This is a genomic window from Bradyrhizobium sp. USDA 372 (assembly GCF_053629095.1).
Window position 1 is genome coordinate 5,599,272 of the sequence record NZ_JBRJHR010000001.1, and the last position, 23,141, is coordinate 5,622,412.

Genomic DNA, 23,141 nt, shown 5'->3' on the forward strand with positions numbered 1-23,141 from the left:
GGCAAGACCGAAATTGTTCAAGTCTTTCAACCCCATCGCTACTGTGCATGGGGTTGTTTTCTCAACTTTCGTTCTGAAGGCGCGCTTACCCCGCGCCGGCGCGCTTTTTTCTGCCACACGAGGTGCACCGCGCAGGTGCAGCCCGGCGGATGCGAGGCGAGGTCTTTCGGCATCTCGTCGTTGGCCGGCGTGGCGGCGAAGGCCTTGTCCTGCGACGGGATGTAGTTGAGCACCGGCGCGAGCCAGCGCTCGGCTTCCGCCACGCTCATCCCCTTGCGCGCCGCGTAGTCCTCGACCTGGTCGCGCTCGATCTTGCCGACGCCGAAATAATAGCTCTCGGGGTTGGCGAAGTAGAGCCCCGACACGCTACTGCCCGGCCACATCGCAAAGCTCTCGGTCAGCTTCACGCCGGCGGTCGCCTCCGCATCGAGCAGCTCGAACAGCGTCGCCTTCTCGGTGTGATCGGGCTGCGCGGGATAGCCGGGCGCGGGGCGGATGCCCTGGTATTTCTCCAGGATCAGCTCATCGTTGGAGAGCGCCTCGTCAGGTGCATAGGCCCAGAACTCGCGGCGCACGCGGGCATGCATGCGTTCGGCAAAGGCCTCGGCGAGGCGGTCGGCCAGCGCCTTGCACAGGATCGAGGAGTAGTCGTCGTTGGCCATCTTGAAGCGGTCGGCAACGGCGTCCTCGCCGATCCCAGCGGTGACGACGAAGCCGCCGATGTAATCGGGCACGCCCGCCGGCGCGATGAAGTCGGACAGCGCCGCGTTGAAGCGGCCTTCGCGCTTCTCCAGCTGCTGGCGCAGCGTGTGCAGCGTCGCGATGCTCTTGGTCCGGCTCTCGTCGGCATAGAGCACGATGTCGTCACCTTGCGCATTCGCCGGCCAGAAGCCGATCGTCGCGCGCGCCCGGAACCACTTTTCCTTGACGATGGTGTCGAGCATCTTGCGCGCATCGTCATAGAGCGAGCGCGCGACCTCGCCGACCTTGGCGTCGTCGAGGATGGCGGGGAAACGTCCCGCGAGCTCCCAGGTCTGGAAGAACGGCGTCCAGTCGATATAGGGCACGAGCTCGGCGAGATCATATTCGTCGAAGCTTTTGGTGCCGAGGAAGGTCGGCTTCACCGGCTTGTTCGCGGCAAAGTCGACCGGCACGCGGTTGGCGCGGGCATCAGCGAGCTTCAGCCGCTTCTTGTCGGCCTGCGCGCGCAGATGCGCCTCCGAGATCTTTGCGTATTCGGCGCGCACCTCGGCCGCATAGGCCTCGCGCTTCTCCGGCGAGAGCAGCGCGGAGGCGACGCCGACGGCGCGGCTGGCATCGTTGACGTGCACGACGGGACCGGCGCGATAGCTCGGGTCGATCTTCACCGCCGTATGCACGCGACTGGTGGTGGCGCCGCCGATCAAGAGCGGCAGCCTCAAGCCTTCACGCTGCAATTCGCCGGCGAAGAACGCCATCTCGTCGAGCGAGGGCGTGATCAGGCCCGAGAGCCCGACGATGTCGGCCTTCTCCGCTTTCACGGTCTCGACGATCTTCGCCGCCGGCACCATCACGCCGAGGTCGATGACCTCGAAATTGTTGCACTGGAGCACGATGCCGACGATGTTCTTGCCGATGTCGTGGACGTCGCCCTTCACCGTCGCGAGGACGATCTTGCCGGCGGACGAGGAGCCCTCGGTGCCGATGCCGCTCGCAAGGTTGCGCGCCTTCTCCTCCTCCATGAACGGCATGAGGTAAGCAACGGCCTGCTTCATGACGCGCGCGGACTTCACCACCTGCGGCAAAAACATCTTGCCGTCGCCGAAGAGGTCGCCGACCACGTTCATGCCGGCCATCAGCGGGCCTTCGATGACATCGAGTGGGCGCGAGGACTTCTTGCGGGCTTCCTCGGTGTCCTGCTCGATGAACTCGGTGTTGCCATGCACCAGCGAATGCGACAGCCGCTTCTCCACCGGCCATTCGCGCCAGGCGAGATCGGCTTCCTTGCTTTCCGTCTTCTTGCCGCGGAATTTCTCGGCGAGCGCCAGCAGGCGTTCGCTCGCGCCGGGGTCGCGATTGAGGACGACGTCCTCGCAGGTCTGGCGCAGCTCCGGATCGATGTCGTCATAGACGATCATCTGACCGGCATTGACGATGCCCATGTCCATGCCGGCCTTGATGGCGTGATACAGGAACACCGAGTGCATGGCCTCGCGCACCGGCTCGTTGCCGCGGAACGAGAACGACAGATTGGAGACGCCGCCCGAGACATGCGCGCCCGGCAGGTTCTGGCGGATCCAGCGCGTCGCCTCAATGAAGTCGACGCCGTAATTGTTGTGCTCCTCGATGCCGGTCGCGATCGCGAAGATGTTCGGATCGAAGATGATGTCCTCGGGCGGGAAGCCGACCTTGTTCACCAGGATGTCGTAGGCGCGCTTGCAGATCTCGGTCTTGCGCGCGAACGTATCGGCCTGGCCGACCTCGTCGAACGCCATGACGACGACGGCCGCGCCATGACGGCGGGCGATCTTCGCCTCGTGAATGAACTTCTCCTCGCCTTCCTTCATCGAGATCGAGTTCACGACCGGCTTGCCCTGCACGCATTTCAGGCCGGCTTCGATCACCGAGAATTTCGAGGAGTCCACCATCACGGGCACGCGGGCGATGTCGGGCTCGGCGGCGACGAGGTTGAGGAAGGTCACCATCGCCGCTTCTGAATCGAGCAGGCCCTCGTCCATGTTGACGTCGATAATTTGCGCGCCGTTTTCGACCTGGTCGCGCGCGACCTGGAGCGCGGCGGTGTAGTCGCCGGCGGTGATCAGCTTGCGGAAGCGGGCCGAGCCGGTGACGTTGGTGCGCTCGCCGACATTGACGAAGGGGATCGCGTCCGTCAGCACGAAAGGCTCGAGGCCGGAGAGCCGCAGGCGCGGGGTGATCTCCGGCACGATGCGCGGCTTGTGCGGGGCGACCGCAGCTGCGATCGCGGCGATATGGTCCGGCGTCGTGCCGCAGCAGCCGCCGACGATGTTGACGAGGCCATCGCGCGCGAACTCGCCGATCAGCCGTGCCATGTACTCTGGCGTCTCGTCATACTGGCCGAACTCGTTCGGCAGGCCGGCATTGGGATAGGCGCACACGAGCGTGTCGGCGACGCGGCCGATGTCGGCGATGTGCGCGCGCAGATCTTCGGCGCCGAGCGCACAGTTGAAGCCGATGGTCACAGGCTTTGCATGCCGCACCGAATTCCAGAACGCTTCCGGCATCTGCCCCGACAGCAGGCGGCCGGACTTGTCGGTGATGGTGCCTGACACCATCACGGGCATGTCGATGCCGCGCTCTTCGGTGATCTCCGCGATCGCATAGAGCGCCGCCTTGGCGTTGAGCGTGTCGAAGATGGTCTCGACCAGCAAGAGATCGACGCCGCCGTCGATCAGGCCGCGGATCTGCTCGCCATAGGACTTGCGCAGATCGTCGAAGGTGACGGCGCGATAGCCGGGATTGGAAACATCGGGCGAGATCGAGGCCGTGCGGTTGGTGGGACCGATTGCGCCGGCGACGAAGCGCGGCTTGCCGTCCTCGGCCGCGACGCGGCGGGCGGCATTGCCGGCTAGGCGGGCGCCCTCGCGCGCCATCTCGTAGACGATGTCGGTGAGGTCGTAATCGGCCTGCGCGATCGAGGTCGTCGAGAAGGTGTTGGTCGCGACGATGTCGGCGCCGGCGCGCAAGTAGGCCGCGTGGATGTCCTCGATCGCCTGCGGCTGCGTCAGGATCAACAAATCGTTGTTGCCGCGCAGGTCGCGATGGAAGTTCTTGAAGCGTTCGCCGCGGAAGGCTTTCTCGTCGAGCTGCAGGTTCTGGATCATCGTGCCCATGGCGCCGTCGAGCACGAGGATGCGCTCGCGCGCGGCGGCAAGGAGAGCAGTTCGCTTCGGAGAGACGGTCACGGTCATTTTCTCTTATGCCGCCTTCTGCGCGCTCTTGGCGCGAATGCCGAGCAAATGGCTGATCGCGAACACGAGATCGGCGCGGTTCATGGTGTAGAAATGGAAGGTGTCGACGCCGTGCTTGGCGAGCTTCTGCACCTGGCCCGCGGCGACGGTCGCCGCCACCAGCTTGCGCGTTTCGGCATCGTCATCGAGGCCCTCGAATTTCGCGGCGAGCCAGTCGGGCACGGAGGTGCCGTTCCGGGTGACGAAATTGCGCGCCTGCTTGAAATTGTGCATGGGCATGATGCCGGGCACGATCGGGATATCGATGCCGCGCGCACGCACGCGGTCGAGATAGCGGAAGTAGAGGTCGTTGTCGAAGAACACCTGGGTGATCGCGCGCGTCGCACCCGCATCGACCTTGGCCTTGAGCGTGTCGATATCGGCATCGAAGTCGCGCGATTCAGGGTGCTTCTCGGGATAGGCCGAGACCGAGACCTCGATATCGCCGTGCCGCTTCTTGATCCCGGCGACGAGCCCGGCCGAGCTCTGATAACCCTCGGGATGGCTCGAATAGGGCGTGCCGATGCCGCCGACGGGATCGCCGCGCAAGGCCACGATGTGGCGGACGCCGACCTCGTGATAGCGGTCGACGATCTCGTCGATCTCGCTGCGCGAAGCGCCGACGCAGGTCAGATGCGCCGCCGGCAGCAGTGCGGTCTCTTGCAGGATGCGCGCGATGGTCGAATGCGTGCGCTCGCGGGTCGAGCCGCCGGCGCCATAGGTCACCGAGACGAATTTCGGCTCGAGTGGGGCGAGCCGGTTGATCGTCTCCCAGAGATTGCGCTCCATCTCTTCCGTCTTGGGCGGAAAGAATTCGAAGGAGATCGCAGGCCGTTTCAGGTGCCCATCTTGCCGGTCGGCTGTCGCAGGCGTCGTCAGGTCAGTCATGGCGCCACTCACTCCAATGTAGGCCGGCGATCGGATCTAGCTTCGGAGACCTAAAATACGGCAAAGGCCCCCGGGTCGACAGCCCATCATTGATGGGAAGTTGCCCATTTAAGCGCGGATGTGCAGGTTATTCGTTTGAATCGCGCGTTCGGTGGGAATGAGGGTGGCCGACATAATATATTGATTTAAAAGAATTATCATTCGTTGGCTTCGTTTCGCGGGCCCAGTTTCGTGGTGGGCAAGATAGAACCGTCTACAAGCAAGCAGCAATTGGCCCAACCTGAGCCGCTGGCGGGCCCGCCCGTCCGTACACGTCAGGCCTGCGCAGCCCGCCCATTGCCGCCGCGACGGCCTCCATTACGTTAACCGGCCATGATCCCGCTCTCCGTCCTCGACCTCTCCGTCGTCACAACAGGCACCAAGCCCGCCGCGGCGCTACGCAACAGCATCGATCTGGCGCGTCACGTCGATGGCCTCGGCTATGTCCGCTACTGGCTCGCCGAGCATCACAACCTCGCCTCTGTCGCGAGCCCGGCGCCCGACGTCATGATCGGGCAGATCGCGGCGGTGACGAAGCATCTCCGCGTCGGCTCCGGCGGCGTGATGCTACCCAACCACGCGCCGCTGGTCGTCGCCGAGCGCTTCAAGATGCTGGAGGCGCTGTTTCCCGGCCGGATCGATCTCGGTCTCGGCCGCGCGCCCGGCACCGACGGTGCCACGGCCTACGCGCTCAGAAGCCGGCTCGACCGTCGCGAGGGCGACGATTTCCTGGAGCGCCTGCACGAATTGATCCTGTGGGAGACGCGCGAATTCCCCGCAGGGCACCCATACAACAACGTCGTCGCCATGCCCGACGACACCAGGCTACCGCCGATCTGGCTGCTTGGCTCCAGCGATTATTCCTCGGAATTGGCCGCCCAGGTCGGCATGGGCTTCGCCTTCGCCCATCATTTCGCATCCCACGACGCGATCGATGCGATGGTGCATTACCGCAATCGATTTCAGCCCTCGGCGTGGCGCGCGAGCCCGCATGCCATTCTCGCGGTCGCCGTCATCGCGGCCGATACCGACGAGGAGGCCGAAAGGCTCGCCTCGTCCTTCGACCTCAACCGCCTTCGCCGCGACCGTGGTCAATATCTGCCGCTGCCGAGCGTCGAGGAGGCCTTGGCCTATCCGTATACGGATGCCGAGCGCACCTCGATCCTGCGCAACCGTTCGCGCCTGTTCGTCGGCAGCCCCGCGACGGTGCAGAAGAAGCTGCAGCCCTTGATCTACGCGAGCAAACCGGACGAGCTGATGGTGATCACGGCGGTGTATGACCACGAGGCCCGAAAGAAGTCGTATTCGCTGCTGGCGGAGGCGTTCGGGCTGGCGAAAAGAGAAAGCGCGTAAACCCGCTCTCGTGCCCCGGACGCAGCGCAGCGCTTCCCCGGCGATGCGAAGTATCGTCCGGTGCAGCGGTGCGCTGCAGAGCCGGGGCCCATCTCGCGACTGGGTATTCTGTCCCTGGGTCCCGGCTCGCGCTTCGCGCGTCCGGGACACGCTATCAATCCTGCGCCTCGCTGAATGTCGCGCGGAACGGATGGCCCGGATACACGCCGACGATGCGGAATTCGCGCGAGAAGAATTTCAGCTCCTCGATGGCGAAGGCGAGGCCCTTGTCATCGGGGTGGCCATCGACATCGGCATAAAACTGCGTGGCGAAGAAATTGCCGTCCACCATGTAGCTCTCGAGCTTGGTCATGTTGACGCCATTGGTGGCGAAGCCGCCGAGCGCCTTGTAGAGCGCCGCCGGCAAATTGCGCACGCGGAAAACAAAAGTCGTGACGAGCGGCGCGGTGCCTTGGGGCGCCCATTTCGGCTCGCGCGCCAGCACCACGAAGCGCGTGGTGTTGTGGGCCTCGTCCTCGATGTCCTCGGCGAGGATGTCTAGGCCATAGATCTTTGCGGCCAGGCGCGAGGCGATCGCGGCCACCGTCTTGTCCTTGCGCTCCGAGATGTCGCGGGCGCTGCCGGCGGTGTCGGCGTGCACGATCGGCTTGATGCCGAGCTTGCGGATGATGCGCCGGCACTGGCCGAGCGCGTGCACGTGGCTCTCGACGCTCTTGATGTCCTCGAGCTTGGTCCCCTTCACCGCCATCAGCTGATGCCGCACCGGCAGAAACCATTCGCCGACGATGAAGAGGCCGGACGCCGGCAGCAAATGATGGATGTCGGCGACGCGGCCGGCGACCGAATTCTCGATCGGGATCATGCCGAGATCGGCCTCGCCCGACGAGATCGCCGACAGCGCGTCCTCAAACGTGGCGCAGGGCATCGGCTCGGCGCCGGGATAGGCCTCGACGATGGCGATGTGGGAATTGGCTCCGGGTTCGCCCTGGAATGCGATCTTCATCTTGCTCATGCTCGGCCTTGTAGCAGCGGCTCAGGATTTGGAAAGGATGCTGCGCGCGGTTTCGAGATCGGGCGGCGTGTCGACGCCGCGAGGCACGCTATCGACGATCATGATGTCGATCCGCATGCCGGCCTCCACCGCCCGGAGCTGCTCCAGGCTCTCCTGACGTTCCAGGGGCGACGGCGGCAGCGATACGAACCGCTCCAGCGCCGCGCGGCGATAGGCATAAAGCCCGATGTGATGGTATCGCGGTCCGTTGCCGTGAGGGGCTGTGGCCCGGGTGAAATAAAGTGCCCGCAACCGCTTCGGCCCGATCGGCGAACCGATCGCCTTCACCACGCTCGGCGCGAGGTCCTCCTCCTCGGTGTGGATCTGCGAGGCCAATGTGACGATGTCGACCGCGGGATCGTCGAAGGGGGGCAGCACCTCGCGGATGGTCTGCGGCGTGATGGTCGGGAAATCGCCCTGGAGATTGATCACGATCTCGGCCTTGCCCTCGGGATCGAGTTTCTGCATGGCTTCGTGGATGCGGTCGGAGCCGGAGGGGTGGTCGGCGCGGGTCATCACTGCCTCACCGCCATGGGCGGTCACGACCGAGGCGATTTCGTCGGTGTCGGTCGCGACCGCAACCCGGCCGATTGCAGCGGCCTCTGCGCGGCGCAGCACATGCACGATCATCGGCAGTCCCGCGATATCGGCGAGCGGCTTGCCGGGCAGGCGGGTAGCCGCCATGCGGGCCGGGATCAGAACCAGGATGCGGGGGTCGATCATTGGGTTCAAAGGTCTGGGGTCAAGAGCCTGAAAACGGAGCGTTTTCCGCACCGGGAAATGGGATGGGGACGGGCCTGAAGCCGGCTCGCTTATACGGGTTGCCAGACCCCGGGCAAACCGATATCTCAATGGCAAAACTCGGGGAAACAATAAGGAACGTTTGATTCTCCCGAGGCTCGTCCTGGCGGCCGCTTGGGCCGCTGTTTCCTTCTTGCGGTGGGGCCTGGCCGGAAATGGACTCTTTCGAACTCAATAAGATTCTCGGTGCCGTGCTCGGCACCTGTCTCTTCCTGCTGGTGACGAGCTTCACCGCGAGCGCACTGTTCTCCCCCAAGATGCCGGAAAAGCCGGGCTTCGAGATCGCGGTGAAGGAAGACGCTGGCCATGGCAAGGAAGGTGGCGCCGCCGCAGCCTCCTCCGAGCCGATCGAAAAGCTGCTCCAGACTGCCTCCGTCGAGAAGGGCGCTGCCGCCGCCAAGAAGTGCGGCGCCTGCCACACCTTCGAGAAGGGTGGCCCGAATCGTGTCGGTCCGAACCTCTATGGCGTGGTCGGCGAGAAGCGGGGTGAGGGCCGTGGCGGCTTCAACTTCTCGGCTGCCATGAAGGCCAAGGGCGGCACGTGGACCTTCGACGACCTCAACAAGTTCATTGCCAACCCGAAGGGCTTCATCCCGGGCACTGCCATGGGCTTCGCCGGCATTCCGAAGGATTCCGAGCGCGCCGACGTCATTGCCTATCTGAACTCGCTGTCGGAGCATCCGCAGCCGCTGCCGACCGCGTCGAAGTAAGACTTCCAGAGCATTTTTCGGATATGCGGCCAGGCTGAAAAGCCTGGCCGTTTCCTTATCCGGACCTCGCAACGACGTTATCGGGGCGTTTGGCCGCATCCGATAGGCCGGCCGGGCTTCCAAGATGAGGAAAAAGCAACATATTCCGTCGAAACCTCGCCTATATTGGGAACTTAAAGGAGTAGCCTCCTTCAAGACAGGGATGTTGATTTGGCCATTACCCGACGCGATCTCCTGCTCACCGGCACTGCTGCGGCAGCGCTTCCAACCCTTGGTTCCGTCGCGGGCGTTCCCGTCGCCGGCACGGCACAGGCGCAATCGGCAAGCGAACTGCCTTCTGGTGGGTTGCCTTGGCGCCACGCGCTGTCCCTGTTCGGAAAGGTCAAGTATCCCGCCGACTTCAAGCGCTTCGACTACGTCAATCCGGACGCGCCCAAAGGCGGCGTGGCGCGCCAGATCGCCGTCGGCACGTTCGACAATTTCAACATCGTCGTCTCGGGCGTGAAGGGCCAGGTCGCCGGCGCCGTCGCATTCATCTACGAATCGCTCCTGACCCAGTCGCTTGACGAGGTCTCGACCGAATACGGCGCGCTGGCCGAAGCGGTCAGCCATCCCGACGATTTTTCCTTCGTCACCTATCGCCTGCGGCCGCAGGCGAAATGGCACGACGGCAAGCCCGTCACGCCGGAGGACGTGATCTTCTCGCTCGATTCCTTCAAGAAGCACCATCCGATGTACTCGGCCTATTACAGCCATGTGGTGAAGGCCGAGAAGGTCGGCGAGCGCGAGGTGAAGTTCGTGTTCGACGCGCCGGGTAACCGCGAGCTGCCGCAGATCGTCGGGCAGCTCATCGTGCTGCCGAAGCATTGGTGGGAGGGGACCGATGCGCAGGGCCGCAAGCGCGATGTGTCCACCACCACGCTCGAAGTGCCGCTCGGGTCCGGTCCCTACAAGATCAAGGATTTCGTTGCAGGACGGTCGATCGCGCTGGAGCGCGTCAAGGACTATTGGGGTCGCGATCTTCCCATAAATGTGGGCCGCAACAATTTCGACGAGCTGCGCTACGAATATTTTCGCGACGGCACCGTTGCGATCGAGGCCTTCAAGGCCGACCAGGTGGATTGGCGTACCGAGAACAGCGCGAAGAGCTGGGCGACCGCCTACGATTTCCCGGCCGTGACCGAAAAGCGGGTAATCCTCGAGGAGTTCGCCAATCGCAGCTCGGGCGTGATGCAGGCCTTCGTGCCGAACCTGCGCCGCGCCAAGTTCAGCGATCCGCGTGTTCGTCGTGCGCTCAACTACGCGTTCGACTTCGAGGAGATGAACAAGCAGATCTTCTTCGGTCAGTACAAGCGCATCAGCAGCTATTTCGACGGCATCGACGAGCTGATGGCAACCGGATTGCCGCAGGGAAAAGAGCTCGAGATCCTCGAGACGATTCGCGCCCAGCTGCCGCCCGAAGTCTTCACGACGGCCTATACCAATCCGGTAGGAGGCAACCCGGAAGCGGTGCGTGACAATCTGCGTGAGGCGCTGCGCCTGTTCAAGGAGGCCGGCTACGAGGTGCGCGACCGCAAGCTGATCGACGTCAAGACCGGCGCCCAGTTCTCGCTGGAATTGCTCAACTCGGATCCCAGCTTCGAACGAATTACGCTGTTCTACAAGCCGTCGCTGGAGCGGCTCGGCATTGCCGTGAGCGTGCGGACGGTCGATCCGACTCAATATGAGAACAGGACGCGCGAGTGGGACTTCGACATCGTCACGAACTCGTGGGGCGAATCGCAATCGCCGGGCAACGAGCAGCGCGAGTTCTGGTCGTCCAAGTCGGCCGACATCGCCGGCTCGCGCAACATCGCCGGCATCAAGAATCCGGCCGTCGACAAGCTGATCGAGCGGGTGATCTACGCCACTGATCGCGACGATCTCGTCGCGGCCACCAAGGCACTCGACCGCGTGCTGTTGTGGAATCACTACGTCGTTCCGCAATGGACCTACAACAAGGTCCGCACCGCACGCTGGGATCGCTTTGGCCGGCCGGCGGAACTGCCCAAATACGGTCAGTCGGGCTTCCCGTTCATCTGGTGGTACGACGCAGACAAGGCGGCGCGGATCGCAAAGAAGTCGTGAAGGACAATTCCCGCATGACGCAGATGTCACGCCGCCATGTGCTGGTCTTGGGTATTGGCGGCGCCCTCGGGGCGTCGCTGGGTGCGCAGCCGTTGCGCGGCGCACGAGCATCGGAAGCGGCGATCGAGGCGCACGGCATGTCGGCGTTCGGCGATCTCAAATATCCCGCCGACTTCCATCATTTCGACTATGTCAATGTCGATGCGCCGAAAGGCGGCACGTTCTCGCTGATCCCGTCGGTGCGCGCCTACAATCAGTCCTACCAGACCTTCAACTCGCTCAACGCCTTCATCCTGAAAGGCGACGGCGCACAAGGTATGGACATGACGTTTTCGCCGCTGATGGTCCGGGCAAGTGACGAGCCTGACGCAATGTACGGGCTGGCCGCCAAATCCGTGCAAATATCACCGGACAAGCTGGTCTATCGCTTCACGATGCGGCCGGAAGCGAAGTTCCACGACGGGACCAGGCTCACGGCCCACGATGCAGCTTTTTCGCTGACGACGCTGAAGACCAAGGGGCATCCGCTGATCATCGTGCAGATGCGCGACATGGTCAGCGCGGAAGCCCTCGACGATGCGACGCTCGTGGTCACCTTTGCCAAGGGGCGTGCGCGCGACGTGCCGCTCTATGTCGCCAGCCTGCCGATCTTCTCGAAGGCGTACTACGCGTCCCGCCCGTTCGATGAATCGTCGCTGGAGATTCCGCTCGGCTCGGGCCCGTACAGGGTCGGCAGGTTCGAGGTCAATCGCTACATCGAGTTCGAGCGCGTGAAGGACTGGTGGGCCGCTGATCTGCCGCCCTGCCGCGGCAGCTACAACTTCGATGTCGTCCGCTACGAATTCTACCGCGACCGCGACGTCGCCTTCGAGGGCTTTACCGGCAAGAGCTATCTCTACCGGGAGGAGTTCACTTCGCGCATCTGGGCAACGCGCTATGACTTCCCCGCGGTCAAGGACGGCCGTGTCAAGATGGAGGTCGTGCCCGACGACACGCCCTCCGGTGCGCAAGGTTGGTTCATTAATACGCGGCGCGACAAATTCAAGGACCCCCGCGTGCGCGAGGCGCTGATCAACGCTTTCGATTTCGAATGGACCAACAAGACCATCATGTACGGCGCTTATGCCCGTACGGTGTCGCCGTTCCAGAACTCGGACCTCATGGCGGGCAATGCGCCGCCTTCGCCGGAAGAGCTGAAGCTGCTGGAGCCGTTTCGCGGCCAGGTTCCCGACGAGGTGTTTGCGGCGCCGTTCACGCCGCCGACCTCTGACGGCTCCGGTCAGGATCGCAGCCTTCTCCGCAAGGCGCAGCAATTGCTGACCGAGGCCGGCGTGCCCATCAAGGACGGCAAGCGGGTACTGCCGAACGGCGAGGTATTCAAGATCGAGTTCCTGCTGGATGAGCCCTCGTTCCAGCCGCACCACGCGCCTTACATCAAGAATCTCGCGACGCTCGGCATCGAAGCGAGCGTGCGCCTCGTCGATGCCGTACAGCACAAAGCCCGGCAGGAAGATTTTGATTTCGACCTGACGATCCAGCGCTTCAGCATGTCGGCGACACCAGGCGATGCCATGCGCGCATTCTTTTCCTCGCAGGTCGCAAACACCAAGGGCTCGTACAATCTCGCCGGCGTCGCCAGTCCGGCGATCGATGCCATGATCGAGAAGATCATGGCGGCCGACAGCCGCGAAGAGCTGACCGTCGCTTGCCGCGCGTTCGATCGCCTGTTCCGCGCCGGTCGCTATTGGATACCGCAATGGTACAACAAGACGCACCGGCTGGCCTATTGGGATCAGTTCGGCCATCCGCAGAAGCTGCCGCGCTATGCCAATGGCGTCGGCGCGCCGGAGATCTGGTGGTATGAGCCCGCCAAGGCGGCCAAGCTCGAGCAGGCAAAATAGCCATGAGCGCCTATATCGCCCGCCGCATCCTGCTGATGATTCCGACGCTGCTCGGAATCCTCTTCGTGTCCTTTGTCGTCGTGCAGTTCGCGCCGGGCGGCCCGGTCGAGCGCGTAATCGCGCAGCTCTCGGGTGCCGATACCGGCGGGACCTCGCGTATTTCCGGCGGCAGCGATTTTGCGCAGCGCGCGCCGGGACAGGTCGGTGCTGGCGGCGATGCCATCAACTCGAAATATCGCGGCGCGCAGGGCCTCGACCCTGATTTCATCAAGAAGCTGGAGGTGCAGTTCGGCTTCGACAAGCCCGCGCCGGAACGCTTCCTGCTGATGGTGTGGAACTTCGCCCGCTTCGATTTCGGCAAGAGCTATTTTCGCGACGTCAGCGTGCTCCAGCTCATCAAGGAGAAGCTGCCCGTCTCGATCTCGCTTGGCCTCTGGCTGACGCTTGTGACGTATCTGATCTCGATCCCGCTCGGCATTCGCAAGGCCGTGAACGACGGGGCGCGCTTCGACACCTGGACCTCGACGGTACTCGTGCTCGGCTACGCCATCCCCGGTTTTCTGTTCGCCATCCTCCTCATCATCCTGTTTGCCGGCGGCTCCTTCTTCAACTGGTTCCCGTTGCGCGGACTCACCTCGGACGGCTGGTCGCAGTTTCCCTGGTATTGGAAGATCATCGATTATTTCTGGCATCTGACGCTGCCGCTGATCGCCATGGGGCTGGGTGCCTTCACCACCATGACGTTCCTGACCAAGAACTCGTTCCTGGACGAGATCCGCAAGCAATACGTCATGACCGCCCGCGCCAAGGGCTGTAGCGAGAACCGGGTGCTCTACGGCCACGTCTTCCGCAACGCGATGCTGATCGTGATCGCCGGCTTCCCCGGCACTTTCATCCACGCCTTCTTTTCCGGCTCGCTGCTGATCGAGACGATCTTCTCGCTGGACGGGCTCGGGCTGCTCAGCTTCGAGAGCGTGCTCAACCGCGACTATCCCGTGGTGTTCGGCACGCTCTACATCTTTTCGCTGGTCGGACTCGTCATCAACTTGATCTCCGACCTGACCTATATGTGGATCGACCCCCGGATCGATTTCGAAGCGCGGGAGGTCTGATGACGATCACCGCGCCGACGCCGATCGAGACCACAGCGAAGTCGCCGCTCGGCGATGTCGTTCCGATCACGCGCAAGCCGTTCGCTCCGTCGCCGCTCAACCGGCGGCGCTGGCAGAACTTCAAGGCGAACCGCCGCGGCTACTGGTCCTTCTGGATCTTCATCGGCCTGTTCGTGATTTCGCTGTTCGCCGAGCTGATTGCCAATGATCGGCCCTTCCTGATCAAGTTCGATGGCCGTCTCTATTGGCCGGCCTTCGTCACCTATTCGGAGACGACGTTCGGCGGCGATTTCGAGACGGCGGCCGATTATCGCGACCCGTACTTGCAGAAGCTGATCAAGGAAAAGGGCGGCAGCATCGTCTGGCCGCTGATCCGCTACTCCTACGACACCCATAATCTCGATTTGCCGACGCCGGCGCCGTCGCCGCCGACCTGGATGCTGACGGAGAAGCAGTGCAAGCCGGTGGTCGAGAAGAAGGGGCTGAAGAGCTGCCGCGATCTCGAATACAACTGGCTTGGGACCGACGATCAGGGCCGCGACGTGGTGGCGCGGCTGATCTACGGCTTCCGCATCTCCGTGCTATTCGGCCTTTGTCTCACCATCGTCTCGTCCGTCATCGGCATCGCGGCGGGCGCGGTGCAGGGCTATTTCGGCGGGTGGGTCGATCTGATCTTCCAGCGCTTCATCGAGATCTGGACCGCGATTCCATCGCTCTATCTACTCCTGATCCTGTCCTCGGTGCTCGTACCCGGCTTCTTCGTGCTGCTCGGCATCCTGCTGCTGTTCTCCTGGGTCTCGCTGGTCGGTCTCGTGCGAGCCGAGTTCCTGCGCGGGCGCAATTTCGAATACATCCAGGCGGCGCGGGCGCTCGGCGTCTCCAATCCCGTGATCATGTTCCGTCACCTGCTGCCGAACGCGATGGTCGCGACCATGACGTTCCTGCCGTTCATCGTGTCGAGCTCGGTGATGACGCTGACGGCGCTCGATTTCCTCGGCTTCGGCCTGCCACCGGGTTCGCCTTCCCTCGGTGAGCTGCTGTCGCAGGCCAAGGCCAATGTGCAGGCGCCGTGGCTCGGCTTCTCCGGCTTCTTCTCGGTCGCGATCATGCTGTCGCTCCTGATCTTCATCGGCGAAGCCGTGCGCGACGCCTTCGATCCGCGCAAGACGTTCAGGTAAGGTACATGGACGCGATCAACCAGCCTCTGCTCAGCGTGCGCGATCTCTCGGTGGCTTTCCATCAGGGGGGCGCCACCACGCTCGCGGTCGACAAGGTCTCGTTCCAGATCAAGCGCGGCGAATGCGTCGCGCTGGTCGGCGAATCCGGTTCCGGCAAGTCGGTCAGCGCGCTGTCGATCCTGAAGCTGCTGCCCTATCCGAACGCCTCCCACCCCTCCGGCAGCATCCGCTTCAAGGGGCAGGAGCTGATCGACCAATCCGAGCAGCAGATGCGCGAGCTCAGGGGCAGCGACATCTCGATCATCTTCCAGGAGCCGATGACCTCGCTCAATCCGCTGCACACGATCGAGGCGCAGATCGGCGAGATCATCCAGCTGCACAATCCGACCAGCAATGCGCAGGCGCGCAAGCGGACGCTGGAGCTGCTGACCCAGGTCGGTATTCCCGATCCGGAGACCCGGCTGAACAGCTATCCGCACCAGCTCTCCGGCGGCCAGCGCCAGCGCGTGATGATCGCGATGGCGCTCGCCAACGAGCCGGACCTTCTGATCGCGGACGAGCCGACCACCGCGCTCGACGTTACCGTGCAGGCGCAGATCCTGGCGCTGCTCGCCGAGATCCGCTCGCGGCTGGGCATGAGCCTGTTGTTCATCACCCACGATCTCGGCATCGTGCGCCGCATCGCCGACACCGTCTGCGTCATGAAGGGCGGCGCGATCGTCGAGCAGGGGCCGGTCGAGCAGGTCTTCAAGAGCCCGAAACATCCCTATACGCGCGACCTGCTCGCGGCCGAGCCCAAGCCCGATCCGGCGCCGCCGCAGCCGGATGCGCCGGTGGTGATGTCGGCCGATGATCTCAAAGTCTGGTTCCCGATCAAGCGCGGCCTGATGCGCAAGACGGTCGGCCACATCAAGGCGGTCGACGGCGTCAGCGTCGCCGTACGCAAGGGCGAGACGCTCGGCGTGGTCGGCGAATCCGGCTCGGGCAAGACGACGCTGGGACTGGCGCTGCTGCGGCTGATCTCCTCGAACGGCCGCATCGTGTTCTTAGGGAAAGACATCCAGGGCCTGCGTTTCCAGGAGATGCGTCCCTTCCGGCGCGACATGCAGATCGTGTTTCAGGATCCGTTCGGCTCGCTCTCACCACGTATGTCGGTCGCCGACATCATCGCCGAAGGCCTGTCCGTGCATCAGCCGAAGCTCTCGCGCGAAGAACGCGAGGCGCGCGTCGTCAAGGCGCTCGAGGATGTCGGGCTCAATCCGGAGACGCGCTTCCGCTATCCGCACGAATTCTCCGGCGGCCAGCGTCAGCGCATCTCGATCGCGCGCGCGATCGTGCTGGAGCCGGATTTTGTCGTGCTCGACGAGCCGACCAGCGCACTCGACATGCTGTTCCAGGCGCAGATGGTCGATCTGTTGCGCGAGCTGCAGCGCAAGCGCGAGCTCACCTACATGTTCATCTCGCACGATTTGCGCGTCGTCGCCTCGCTCGCCAGCCACCTCATCGTGATGCGCGGCGGCAAGGTGGTCGAGGAAGGCCAGGCCGCCGAGCTGTTCAGGAATCCGAAGACGGACTACACCCGCGCGCTGTTCGCGGCCGCGTTCCGGCTGGAAACGGCCGGGAATGGGGCGGTGGCGACGTAGCTGCGCTCTACCCATCTACAAGGTGCGCGGCTACAGCCGCTTGATCGCAACGACCTCGCTGCCGGCCGCCTTGATCCGCGCGATCGCCGGCTCGATCGGCTCGATCACCGTTGCCATGTGATGCGCATTGGCGTGAACCATGGTGGCGGCATCGCGCACGATCGCGACATGACCTTTCCAGAAGATCAGATCGCCGCGCTGCAAGCTGCTCCATTCATGCGGCTCCAGCGCACGGCCGAGACCGGCGAGCTGCATGTCGCTGTCGCGCGGGCAGCCGATCCCGGTCGATGCCAGCGAGACCTGGACGAGGCCGGAGCAATCGATGCCAAAGCTGCTTTTGCCGCCCCAGAGATAGGGCGTGCCGAGGAAGCGCTCGGCGACCGCGACGAAATCCGCTTCGCGATGATCGAGCGGAGCGAGATGCGATCTCGGCAGATATCTGCCGTCGTGCGTCACGGCGAAGCCGCCGTCCTGGCGCGCCACGGCGAGCTTCGATCCCATCACGAGCGTGTCGGCCGGCGGGAGTTTGATCGAGGGTCCGGGGAACGCAAACGTCCGCAGCGCGCTGACCAAGTGAGTTGGGGCGGCCGCCGGCTTTGCGAGCGCAGCATCCGGCAGCCAGCCGACATAGCCATCGCCATTGAGCTGGCCCCACGCCCAACCCTCGCCGTTGCGGTCGTAGACCGTGACACGTTCGCCGCGCAGGGCCTCCGTCATCAGCATCGCGTTCGAAGACGGCTGCTCGCGCACCGGCGCAATCGCTTCGACCACCTCGAATTCCTCGCCGGCGACGTAGCGATCCGCCTGCACCTTGCCTTCGAGATATTTGGCGGCGAGGTCGCCGCGCGCCGGTGTCAGCCGCGGGTCATGCATAGCGCTCGCTCAGCAGTGCGTAGATGGCGCGCGCGGCCTGGCACTCGCCGCCTTCGGGCCGTGCCGGCTTCGCCGACGGCGTCCAGCCAAAGATATCGACATGCAGCCAGCTCTTGGCGCGCTCGACGAAGCGTTGCAGGAACAGGGCGCAGGTGATCGAGCCGGCAAAACCGCCCGACGGCGCATTGGTGATGGTGGCGGTCTTGGAGTCCAGCCAGGCATCGTAAGGCGGCCACAGCGGCATGCGCCACAACGGATCGTTCTCCTTCATCGCGCAGCGCGCGACGTCGGCGGCCAGCGTCTCATCATTGGTGTAGAAGGGCGGCAGATCCGGTCCCAGCGCGACGCGGGCCGCGCCGGTCAGCGTGCCCAGGTCGATCAGCAGATCGGGCGTCTCCTCGTCGGCCAGCGCCAGCGCGTCGGCGAGCACGAGGCGGCCTTCGGCGTCGGTGTTTCCGATCTCGACCGTGATCCCCTTGCGCGAGGTGAAGATATCGAGCGGGCGGAAGGCATTGCCGGCGACGGCGTTCTCGACCGCCGGGATCAGCACGCGCAGCCGCACCTTCAGCTTCGCATCCATCACCATGCGCGCCAGCGCCAGCACGTTGGCGGCGCCGCCCATGTCCTTCTTCATGATCAGCATGCCGCTCGACGGCTTCAGGTCCAGGCCGCCGGTGTCGAAGCACACGCCTTTGCCGACCAGCGTCACCTTGGGATGATCAGGATCGCCCCAGACGATGTCGATCAGCCGCGGCGCGCGGCTGGAGGCCACGCCGACGGCGTGGATCAGCGGAAAGCTCTTCGCCAGCTCTTCGCCGATGGTGCAGGCGAAGCTCGCGCCGAACTCGGCGGCGAGCGCTTGCGCCGCTGCGGCGAGCTCGTCCGGGCCCATGTCGTTGGAGGGCGTGTTGATGAGGTCGCGCGCGAGCATTGCGGCATCGGCAATCCGCTCGATCTCGGCCGCATCGACACCGTCAGGCGGCACCAGCCGGACCTCGGGGCGATCAGCCTTACGGTAGCGGGCGAAGCGATAGCATCCCAGCGCGAACGCGAGCGCCGCGAGCCGTGCGTCGTGCGGTGCATTCGCAAACCGATAGGTGCCCGGCGGCAAAAGGCCGGGCAGGGCGCCGGGCCGAAACAGGTCGCGCGATCTTGCGCTCTCCTCCTCGAGCCCGAATAGCACCTGTGCAATGGCGCCGTCGGTCGCGGGCAGGGCAAGATAGCCGCCCGGCTTGCCGGCAAAGGCGCTGGCGCGCGCGAACTGGCGTTGCGCCGGCGGCAGCGTCTCGGCGACCTGATCCCAGCTCGATTTGGCGACGAAGGTGATCGGGGTGGCGGTGGATGACGTCTCGAAGACAGAAGGCATTGGCGGGTCCGGATCGTCAGTTCAGGCGAGTCATGCGAACGGACGAGACTTCGCAGAGTTTGGCCGCGGCTGCAATCGGCTTTGCCGTCACCGTTCGGCGAGCCGCTACTCGCCTCAAGGGGGCCATGGTAGGTTCCGGCAACGGTCGCCAGAATGAAATCGGGGGCGACCGACGACAAACGCGCCGGGAGGACATGCAATGGAGTTTGTGTGGAGCGTGGTTACGTTCATCGGCCAGGCTATCGAGGTGATCTTCGGTTATGTCGAGCACCACCATTGGATCTTCGCGTTCCTTGCCGGCGGCTACCTCTTCTATCTCCACGACCGCTCCGTCCACGCGCGCTTCGATGCGCTCGACAGGCGCGTCGACGAGATCCGCAAGCGGATTGCCATCGAATATTGAGCGGACGAGACGAAACCTCCTCGGACAAATCTCGTATCTGACGCCGAGAGCTGCCGTTCGCGACGCCGCGGCCGCAGGGCTTTACTAGCGCTTTGGTTGTGGCATTATCTGCGAATATTCTAGATTGTGCCGCTCGCTCTGCGTGACCCGAACGCAGACACGCAGCAGCACGGTGCCTGCCCAGGTTAGGTCGATACGGCCGAATCCGTTCGTCGAAGCATTTTTCTTACTGTTTGGGCGGCGCAGCATTGCAGATGAGCGGCGCAAAATGGATAGATCGTTCGTTGTTGCGCAGATTTCCGACCTGCATCTGGACGGGTCGGGCCGGCTGCTTCCGGCCATCGAGACGCTCAGGGCCGCGATTTGCGAGAAGATGGCGGGTGCCACGAATGTTCCCGATCGCATCCTGCTGATCACGGGCGACCTGGTGGACGACCCGACGCCGCGCGCGCTCGACGAGGCGCTCGCCGTCATCGCATCCTTCCGGCAGACCGGGCTGTTCACCGACATCCAGGCCATAGCCGGCAATCACGACGTCAAGCGGCCGAGCCAGCGTGCGGGCCATCACGACGCCTACGATTACCTGCACCTGCCGCGGAGCGCGAAGAGCGTCTATTACCGTCAGGCCGGCCTCGACCTGGTGCTGCTCGATTCCAATCGCGCAAGCCTTATGGCGCTCGCGAGCGGCAAGATCGGCGAGAGCGCCTACAAGGCGATGGTCGCCGATTCCGCCCGGCTGAGTGCCGAGCTCGCGGGGAGCATCGGTTCTTCCGGGCGCACCGACTATGCCGAGCCCGTGGACAACCTGGTCCGCGTGCTGGCCCTGCACCATCATCCGCTGCCGCAGGCGACCGGCGAAGGAAAGCGCTTTCTCGGCGTGCCCGACGAGCCGCTGATGTATCTCGCCGCACCCGCGACCTTCCTCGAGGCTGCCACCTCGCTCAACGTCGATCTGGTTCTGCACGGTCATCGCCATGTCGAGGGGCTGACCCGTTATTCCATCCCCGATCCGCGTGCGACGTCGAGCGACAGCGGTGAGGCGTTCTGGCGCACGATCTACGTGCTCTCCTGTCCGTCCTCGACCGGGCAGGCCGGTGACGATGCCGGCTTCAACCTCGTCCATTTCGGCCCCGCGTCCCATGCCGGCCGCACGGAGCACCGCTTCGCGATCACCCGCTATTCGAGGCTCCGCAACGATGCGGCCTTCAGGCCACTCGATTCCAACCTGCCGGGCGGCGTCATCAGGCTGCCCGCGGGACGCGACTTTTCCCGTGATCCGGCCGTCCAGTCGGCGATCGCGGCCGCCTCATCCGGCGCGCTGACACGCGACCAGGTCGCGGCGATCGTCCGCCGGCTGTTCATGCGTGGCAGCTTCTACGATGAGGCGGAGCCGAACTGGGCGAATGCGCTCTACGCCTACGTCGTCTCGGCCCATGCCTGGGCGGAGCTCGCGCGCAAGGCCGCGAGATCCGGGCCGGGATTCGATGTCGACGTGCTCGCCGCGGTGAGAACGCTGCTCGGTCGATTGATCGAGCAATCCGCCGACGTGCTCGGCATCGATCGCGCTCAGCTCGATGAGCTCTACGGGAGAGGCCTGATCAACCGTCACGACTTCCTGCGCCAGGTGCCGCGGCTGCCTCGCGAGGGGATCGACGTTCGACGGCGGGCGCGGCAGAGACTGCAATTGCTGCGGGAGCTGGACCAGCAGGTGAAGGCGCTCGGCCTCGATCTCGGCCTCGGCGGAGGCGCGCCTCCGCAACAACCGCCGGCGCGAGAGGAGCACGTCGGATAGCGCCGTTAACCGGCCGTTAGGGTTAACATTCTATTGCTGACGCGTTCGGCTCGATCGAGCAGCTCGAGAGTCAAAGCGTCATGCGTCAACGGATCAGGCTTACCCGGCTACTTGCTTCCACGTCGCTGGTCGCGACGGTTGCGATGGGCCTCGGCGGCTGCACGGCCATGTCGAAGCTCTCCGAGGTGACGGGCTCGGTCGGCCCCCGGGCGGATGCGGCCTCCGCCGATCGCGCGCCGACCGATCCGACGCGTGCGGTCGAAGCCTATGGCGAGCGCTACCGCGCCAATCCCCGGGATGCCGACGCCGCACTCGCCTATGGACAGGCCTTGCGCGCCAACGGCCAACGCGCCCAGGCGGCCGCCGTGCTCGAGCAGGCGACCATCGCCAACCCCGGCAACAAGGCGCTGCTCGCTCAATACGGCCGCGCACTCGCCGACAACGGCAATTTCCAGCAGGCCTTCGACGTGCTGTCGAAGGCGCATTCGCCCGACAATCCGGACTGGCGCCTGCTCTCTGTGCAGGGCACCGCGCTGGACCAGATGGGCCGTCATGAGGAGGCGCGATCCTATTACGCGAGCGCGCTGAAGATCGCACCGGGTGATCCCGGCGTGCTCTCAAACCTCGGCCTGTCCTACATGCTGTCGAAAGAGCTGCCGAAGGCGGAAGAGGCGCTACGGCAGGCCCATGCCTCGCCGCGTGCCGGCGCCCGGGTGCGGCAGAACCTCGGCTTGGTCGTCGGTCTGCAGGGCCGCTTCGCGGAAGCGGAGGCCATCGTCAAGGCGGACCTGCCGCCGGACCAGGCTGCGGCCAATGTCGCCTATCTCAAGGAAATGCTGAGCCGCAGCGACGCCCCGCGCGGCGCGCCGAAGCGGACGCCGATCGCTTCGCTGAGCCAGCCCGACTGATCATCTGACTTCCTGGCCTTGGTGGCAGAGCGTATGGGTCCAGCCCGGCTCACTGCATCTCGGTGACCTTGATGGCGGTGGGTCCGAGAATGACCACGAACAGCACCGGCAGGAAGAACAGGATCATCGGCACCGTGAGCTTCGGCGGCAGCGCGGCCGCCTTCTTCTCGGCCTCGTTCATGCGCATGTCGCGATTCTCCTGCGCCATGACGCGCAAGGAATGGCCGAGCGGGGTGCCGTAACGTTCCGCCTGCTGCAGCGCCAGACACACCGACTTGACGCCCTCGAGCCCGGTACGCCGTGCCAGGTTCTCGTAGGCGACCTTGCGATCCTGCAAATAGGACAGCTCGGCGGTGGTCAGGGTGAACTCCTCCGACAGCGCGATCGACTGGCCCACGATTTCGTTCGCAACCTTCCGGAATGCCATCTCGACCGACATGCCGGATTCGATGCAGATCAGGAGCAGGTCGAGCGCGTCGGGAAACGCACGCTTGATCGAGAGTTGGCGCTTGGAGATCGCATTCCTGAGGAACAGCATCGGCGCCTGGAGGCCGAGATAGGCGGCGCCGAGGCAGATGCCGATCTTGATCGGCAGCGCCTGTTGCATGTTTCCGATCACGAACACGTAGAGGGCCGAGCCGATCAGGAACACGATCGGGGCGACCATGCGGGCAAACAGGAAGGTGATATAGGGTGCCTGGCCGCGGTAACCTGCCATGATGAGCTTGTCCCGCGCAGCTTCCTGCGCGAGCCATTTCGTCAGGTTGAAGTCCTCGACCACCCTGGAGACGAGTTGCTTCGGTGTCTGGCGCAGCGAAACCTTCTCGCTCTTGTTGAGACGCTCACGCTCGCGCTGCCGGATGCGCTCACGCTCGCTCGCCACCGCCTTCATGCGCTTGGAGAGGCCCTCGCCGGCGAACAACGGCATCACCAGCGTATAGACGGTGGCACTCGCGGCGATGGCCGCGAGCAGCATGGTCATGAAACGGACGTCGTGCAGTTTCGAGACGAGGAATTCGACCATACGC

17 protein-coding genes are annotated in these 23,141 nt (G+C 64.4%); 10 read left to right on the top strand and 7 right to left on the bottom strand.

Annotated elements, in window-relative coordinates; translation table 11 throughout:
* Positions 1–38: 38 nt before the first annotated feature.
* The gene (metH, locus tag AB7M16_RS26165) at positions 39–3,929 is read right to left on the bottom strand and encodes a methionine synthase (RefSeq protein WP_453945487.1); all 3,891 of its coding nucleotides are present in this window, start codon (positions 3,927–3,929) and stop codon (positions 39–41) included.
* A gap of 6 nt (positions 3,930–3,935) precedes the next feature.
* Positions 3,936–4,856, bottom strand: coding sequence for a methylenetetrahydrofolate reductase [NAD(P)H] (metF, locus tag AB7M16_RS26170; protein WP_439365667.1), 921 nt, complete (start codon positions 4,854–4,856; stop codon positions 3,936–3,938).
* A gap of 372 nt (positions 4,857–5,228) precedes the next feature.
* Between metF and AB7M16_RS26175 the strand changes: the two genes are divergently transcribed.
* Entirely contained in the window at positions 5,229–6,248 is a 1,020-nt protein-coding gene (locus AB7M16_RS26175; RefSeq protein ID WP_453945488.1) for an LLM class flavin-dependent oxidoreductase, read from the top strand.
* A gap of 154 nt (positions 6,249–6,402) precedes the next feature.
* On the opposite strand, the gene AB7M16_RS26180 is transcribed toward AB7M16_RS26175, so the two are convergent.
* Entirely contained in the window at positions 6,403–7,260 is an 858-nt protein-coding gene (locus AB7M16_RS26180) for a prephenate dehydratase (RefSeq protein ID WP_453945489.1), read from the bottom strand.
* A 21-nt stretch (positions 7,261–7,281) separates the two neighbouring features.
* On the bottom strand, positions 7,282–8,022 hold the full coding sequence (locus AB7M16_RS26185) for a 3-deoxy-manno-octulosonate cytidylyltransferase (protein ID WP_212254157.1): 741 nt from the start codon (positions 8,020–8,022) through the stop codon (positions 7,282–7,284).
* Between the two features lie 233 nt (positions 8,023–8,255).
* Between AB7M16_RS26185 and AB7M16_RS26190 the strand changes: the two genes are divergently transcribed.
* From AB7M16_RS26190 to AB7M16_RS26215, 6 genes are all read left to right on the top strand, one after another.
* Positions 8,256–8,810: a c-type cytochrome gene (locus AB7M16_RS26190; RefSeq protein ID WP_172784928.1), complete on the top strand. Its 555-nt coding sequence runs from the start codon at positions 8,256–8,258 to the stop codon at positions 8,808–8,810.
* Between the two features lie 210 nt (positions 8,811–9,020).
* Positions 9,021–10,937: an extracellular solute-binding protein gene (locus AB7M16_RS26195; protein ID WP_453945490.1), complete on the top strand. Its 1,917-nt coding sequence runs from the start codon at positions 9,021–9,023 to the stop codon at positions 10,935–10,937.
* A gap of 14 nt (positions 10,938–10,951) precedes the next feature.
* Positions 10,952–12,838, top strand: coding sequence for an extracellular solute-binding protein (locus tag AB7M16_RS26200; protein WP_453945491.1), 1,887 nt, complete (start codon positions 10,952–10,954; stop codon positions 12,836–12,838).
* A gap of 2 nt (positions 12,839–12,840) precedes the next feature.
* Positions 12,841–13,950, top strand: coding sequence for a microcin C ABC transporter permease YejB (locus AB7M16_RS26205; protein ID WP_172784925.1), 1,110 nt, complete (start codon positions 12,841–12,843; stop codon positions 13,948–13,950).
* On the top strand, positions 13,950–15,128 hold the full coding sequence (locus AB7M16_RS26210) for an ABC transporter permease (protein WP_172784924.1): 1,179 nt from the start codon (positions 13,950–13,952) through the stop codon (positions 15,126–15,128). The genes AB7M16_RS26205 and AB7M16_RS26210 overlap by 1 nt, the downstream gene beginning before the upstream one ends.
* Positions 15,129–15,133: 5 nt before the next feature.
* Entirely contained in the window at positions 15,134–16,771 is a 1,638-nt protein-coding gene (locus tag AB7M16_RS26215) for an ABC transporter ATP-binding protein (protein WP_453945493.1), read from the top strand.
* Positions 16,772–16,801: 30 nt separating this feature from the next.
* On the opposite strand, the gene AB7M16_RS26220 is transcribed toward AB7M16_RS26215, so the two are convergent.
* Both AB7M16_RS26220 and AB7M16_RS26225 read right to left on the bottom strand, forming a co-directional pair.
* Positions 16,802–17,644: a C40 family peptidase gene (locus tag AB7M16_RS26220; RefSeq protein ID WP_453945494.1), complete on the bottom strand. Its 843-nt coding sequence runs from the start codon at positions 17,642–17,644 to the stop codon at positions 16,802–16,804.
* A complete protein-coding gene (locus tag AB7M16_RS26225) occupies positions 17,637–19,010 on the bottom strand; it encodes a leucyl aminopeptidase family protein (protein WP_453945496.1) in 1,374 nt (457 codons plus the stop codon). Before AB7M16_RS26225 ends, AB7M16_RS26220 begins: the two co-directional genes overlap by 8 nt.
* Positions 19,011–19,209: 199 nt before the next feature.
* Between AB7M16_RS26225 and AB7M16_RS26230 the strand changes: the two genes are divergently transcribed.
* The 3 genes from AB7M16_RS26230 to AB7M16_RS26240 all read left to right on the top strand — a co-directional run bounded on the left by AB7M16_RS26230 (position 19,210) and on the right by AB7M16_RS26240 (position 22,113).
* On the top strand, positions 19,210–19,413 hold the full coding sequence (locus tag AB7M16_RS26230; RefSeq protein WP_172784920.1) for a hypothetical protein: 204 nt from the start codon (positions 19,210–19,212) through the stop codon (positions 19,411–19,413).
* A 268-nt stretch (positions 19,414–19,681) separates the two neighbouring features.
* Entirely contained in the window at positions 19,682–21,205 is a 1,524-nt protein-coding gene (locus AB7M16_RS26235) for a metallophosphoesterase family protein (RefSeq protein ID WP_453945497.1), read from the top strand.
* An 80-nt stretch (positions 21,206–21,285) separates the two neighbouring features.
* Entirely contained in the window at positions 21,286–22,113 is an 828-nt protein-coding gene (locus AB7M16_RS26240; RefSeq protein ID WP_453945498.1) for a tetratricopeptide repeat protein, read from the top strand.
* Positions 22,114–22,162: 49 nt separating this feature from the next.
* Here the strand turns inward: AB7M16_RS26240 and AB7M16_RS26245 are convergent, their stop codons facing one another.
* Positions 22,163–23,137, bottom strand: a complete 975-nt coding sequence (locus tag AB7M16_RS26245) for a type II secretion system F family protein (RefSeq protein ID WP_172784917.1) — start codon at positions 23,135–23,137, stop codon at positions 22,163–22,165.
* Between the last annotated feature and the right edge of the window lie 4 nt (positions 23,138–23,141).

Coding starts and splice junctions, on each gene's coding strand:
- metH (WP_453945487.1), bottom strand. CDS start 3,929: ATGACCGTGACCGTCTCTCCGAAGCGAACTGCTCTCCTTGCCGCCGCG.
- metF (WP_439365667.1), bottom strand. CDS start 4,856: ATGACTGACCTGACGACGCCTGCGACAGCCGACCGGCAAGATGGGCAC.
- AB7M16_RS26175 (WP_453945488.1), top strand. CDS start 5,229: ATGATCCCGCTCTCCGTCCTCGACCTCTCCGTCGTCACAACAGGCACC.
- AB7M16_RS26180 (WP_453945489.1), bottom strand. CDS start 7,260: ATGAGCAAGATGAAGATCGCATTCCAGGGCGAACCCGGAGCCAATTCC.
- AB7M16_RS26185 (WP_212254157.1), bottom strand. CDS start 8,022: ATGATCGACCCCCGCATCCTGGTTCTGATCCCGGCCCGCATGGCGGCT.
- AB7M16_RS26190 (WP_172784928.1), top strand. CDS start 8,256: ATGGACTCTTTCGAACTCAATAAGATTCTCGGTGCCGTGCTCGGCACC.
- AB7M16_RS26200 (WP_453945491.1), top strand. CDS start 10,952: ATGACGCAGATGTCACGCCGCCATGTGCTGGTCTTGGGTATTGGCGGC.
- AB7M16_RS26205 (WP_172784925.1), top strand. CDS start 12,841: ATGAGCGCCTATATCGCCCGCCGCATCCTGCTGATGATTCCGACGCTG.
- AB7M16_RS26210 (WP_172784924.1), top strand. CDS start 13,950: ATGACGATCACCGCGCCGACGCCGATCGAGACCACAGCGAAGTCGCCG.
- AB7M16_RS26215 (WP_453945493.1), top strand. CDS start 15,134: ATGGACGCGATCAACCAGCCTCTGCTCAGCGTGCGCGATCTCTCGGTG.
- AB7M16_RS26220 (WP_453945494.1), bottom strand. CDS start 17,644: ATGCATGACCCGCGGCTGACACCGGCGCGCGGCGACCTCGCCGCCAAA.
- AB7M16_RS26225 (WP_453945496.1), bottom strand. CDS start 19,010: ATGCCTTCTGTCTTCGAGACGTCATCCACCGCCACCCCGATCACCTTC.
- AB7M16_RS26230 (WP_172784920.1), top strand. CDS start 19,210: ATGGAGTTTGTGTGGAGCGTGGTTACGTTCATCGGCCAGGCTATCGAG.
- AB7M16_RS26235 (WP_453945497.1), top strand. CDS start 19,682: ATGGATAGATCGTTCGTTGTTGCGCAGATTTCCGACCTGCATCTGGAC.
- AB7M16_RS26240 (WP_453945498.1), top strand. CDS start 21,286: ATGCGTCAACGGATCAGGCTTACCCGGCTACTTGCTTCCACGTCGCTG.
- AB7M16_RS26245 (WP_172784917.1), bottom strand. CDS start 23,137: ATGGTCGAATTCCTCGTCTCGAAACTGCACGACGTCCGTTTCATGACC.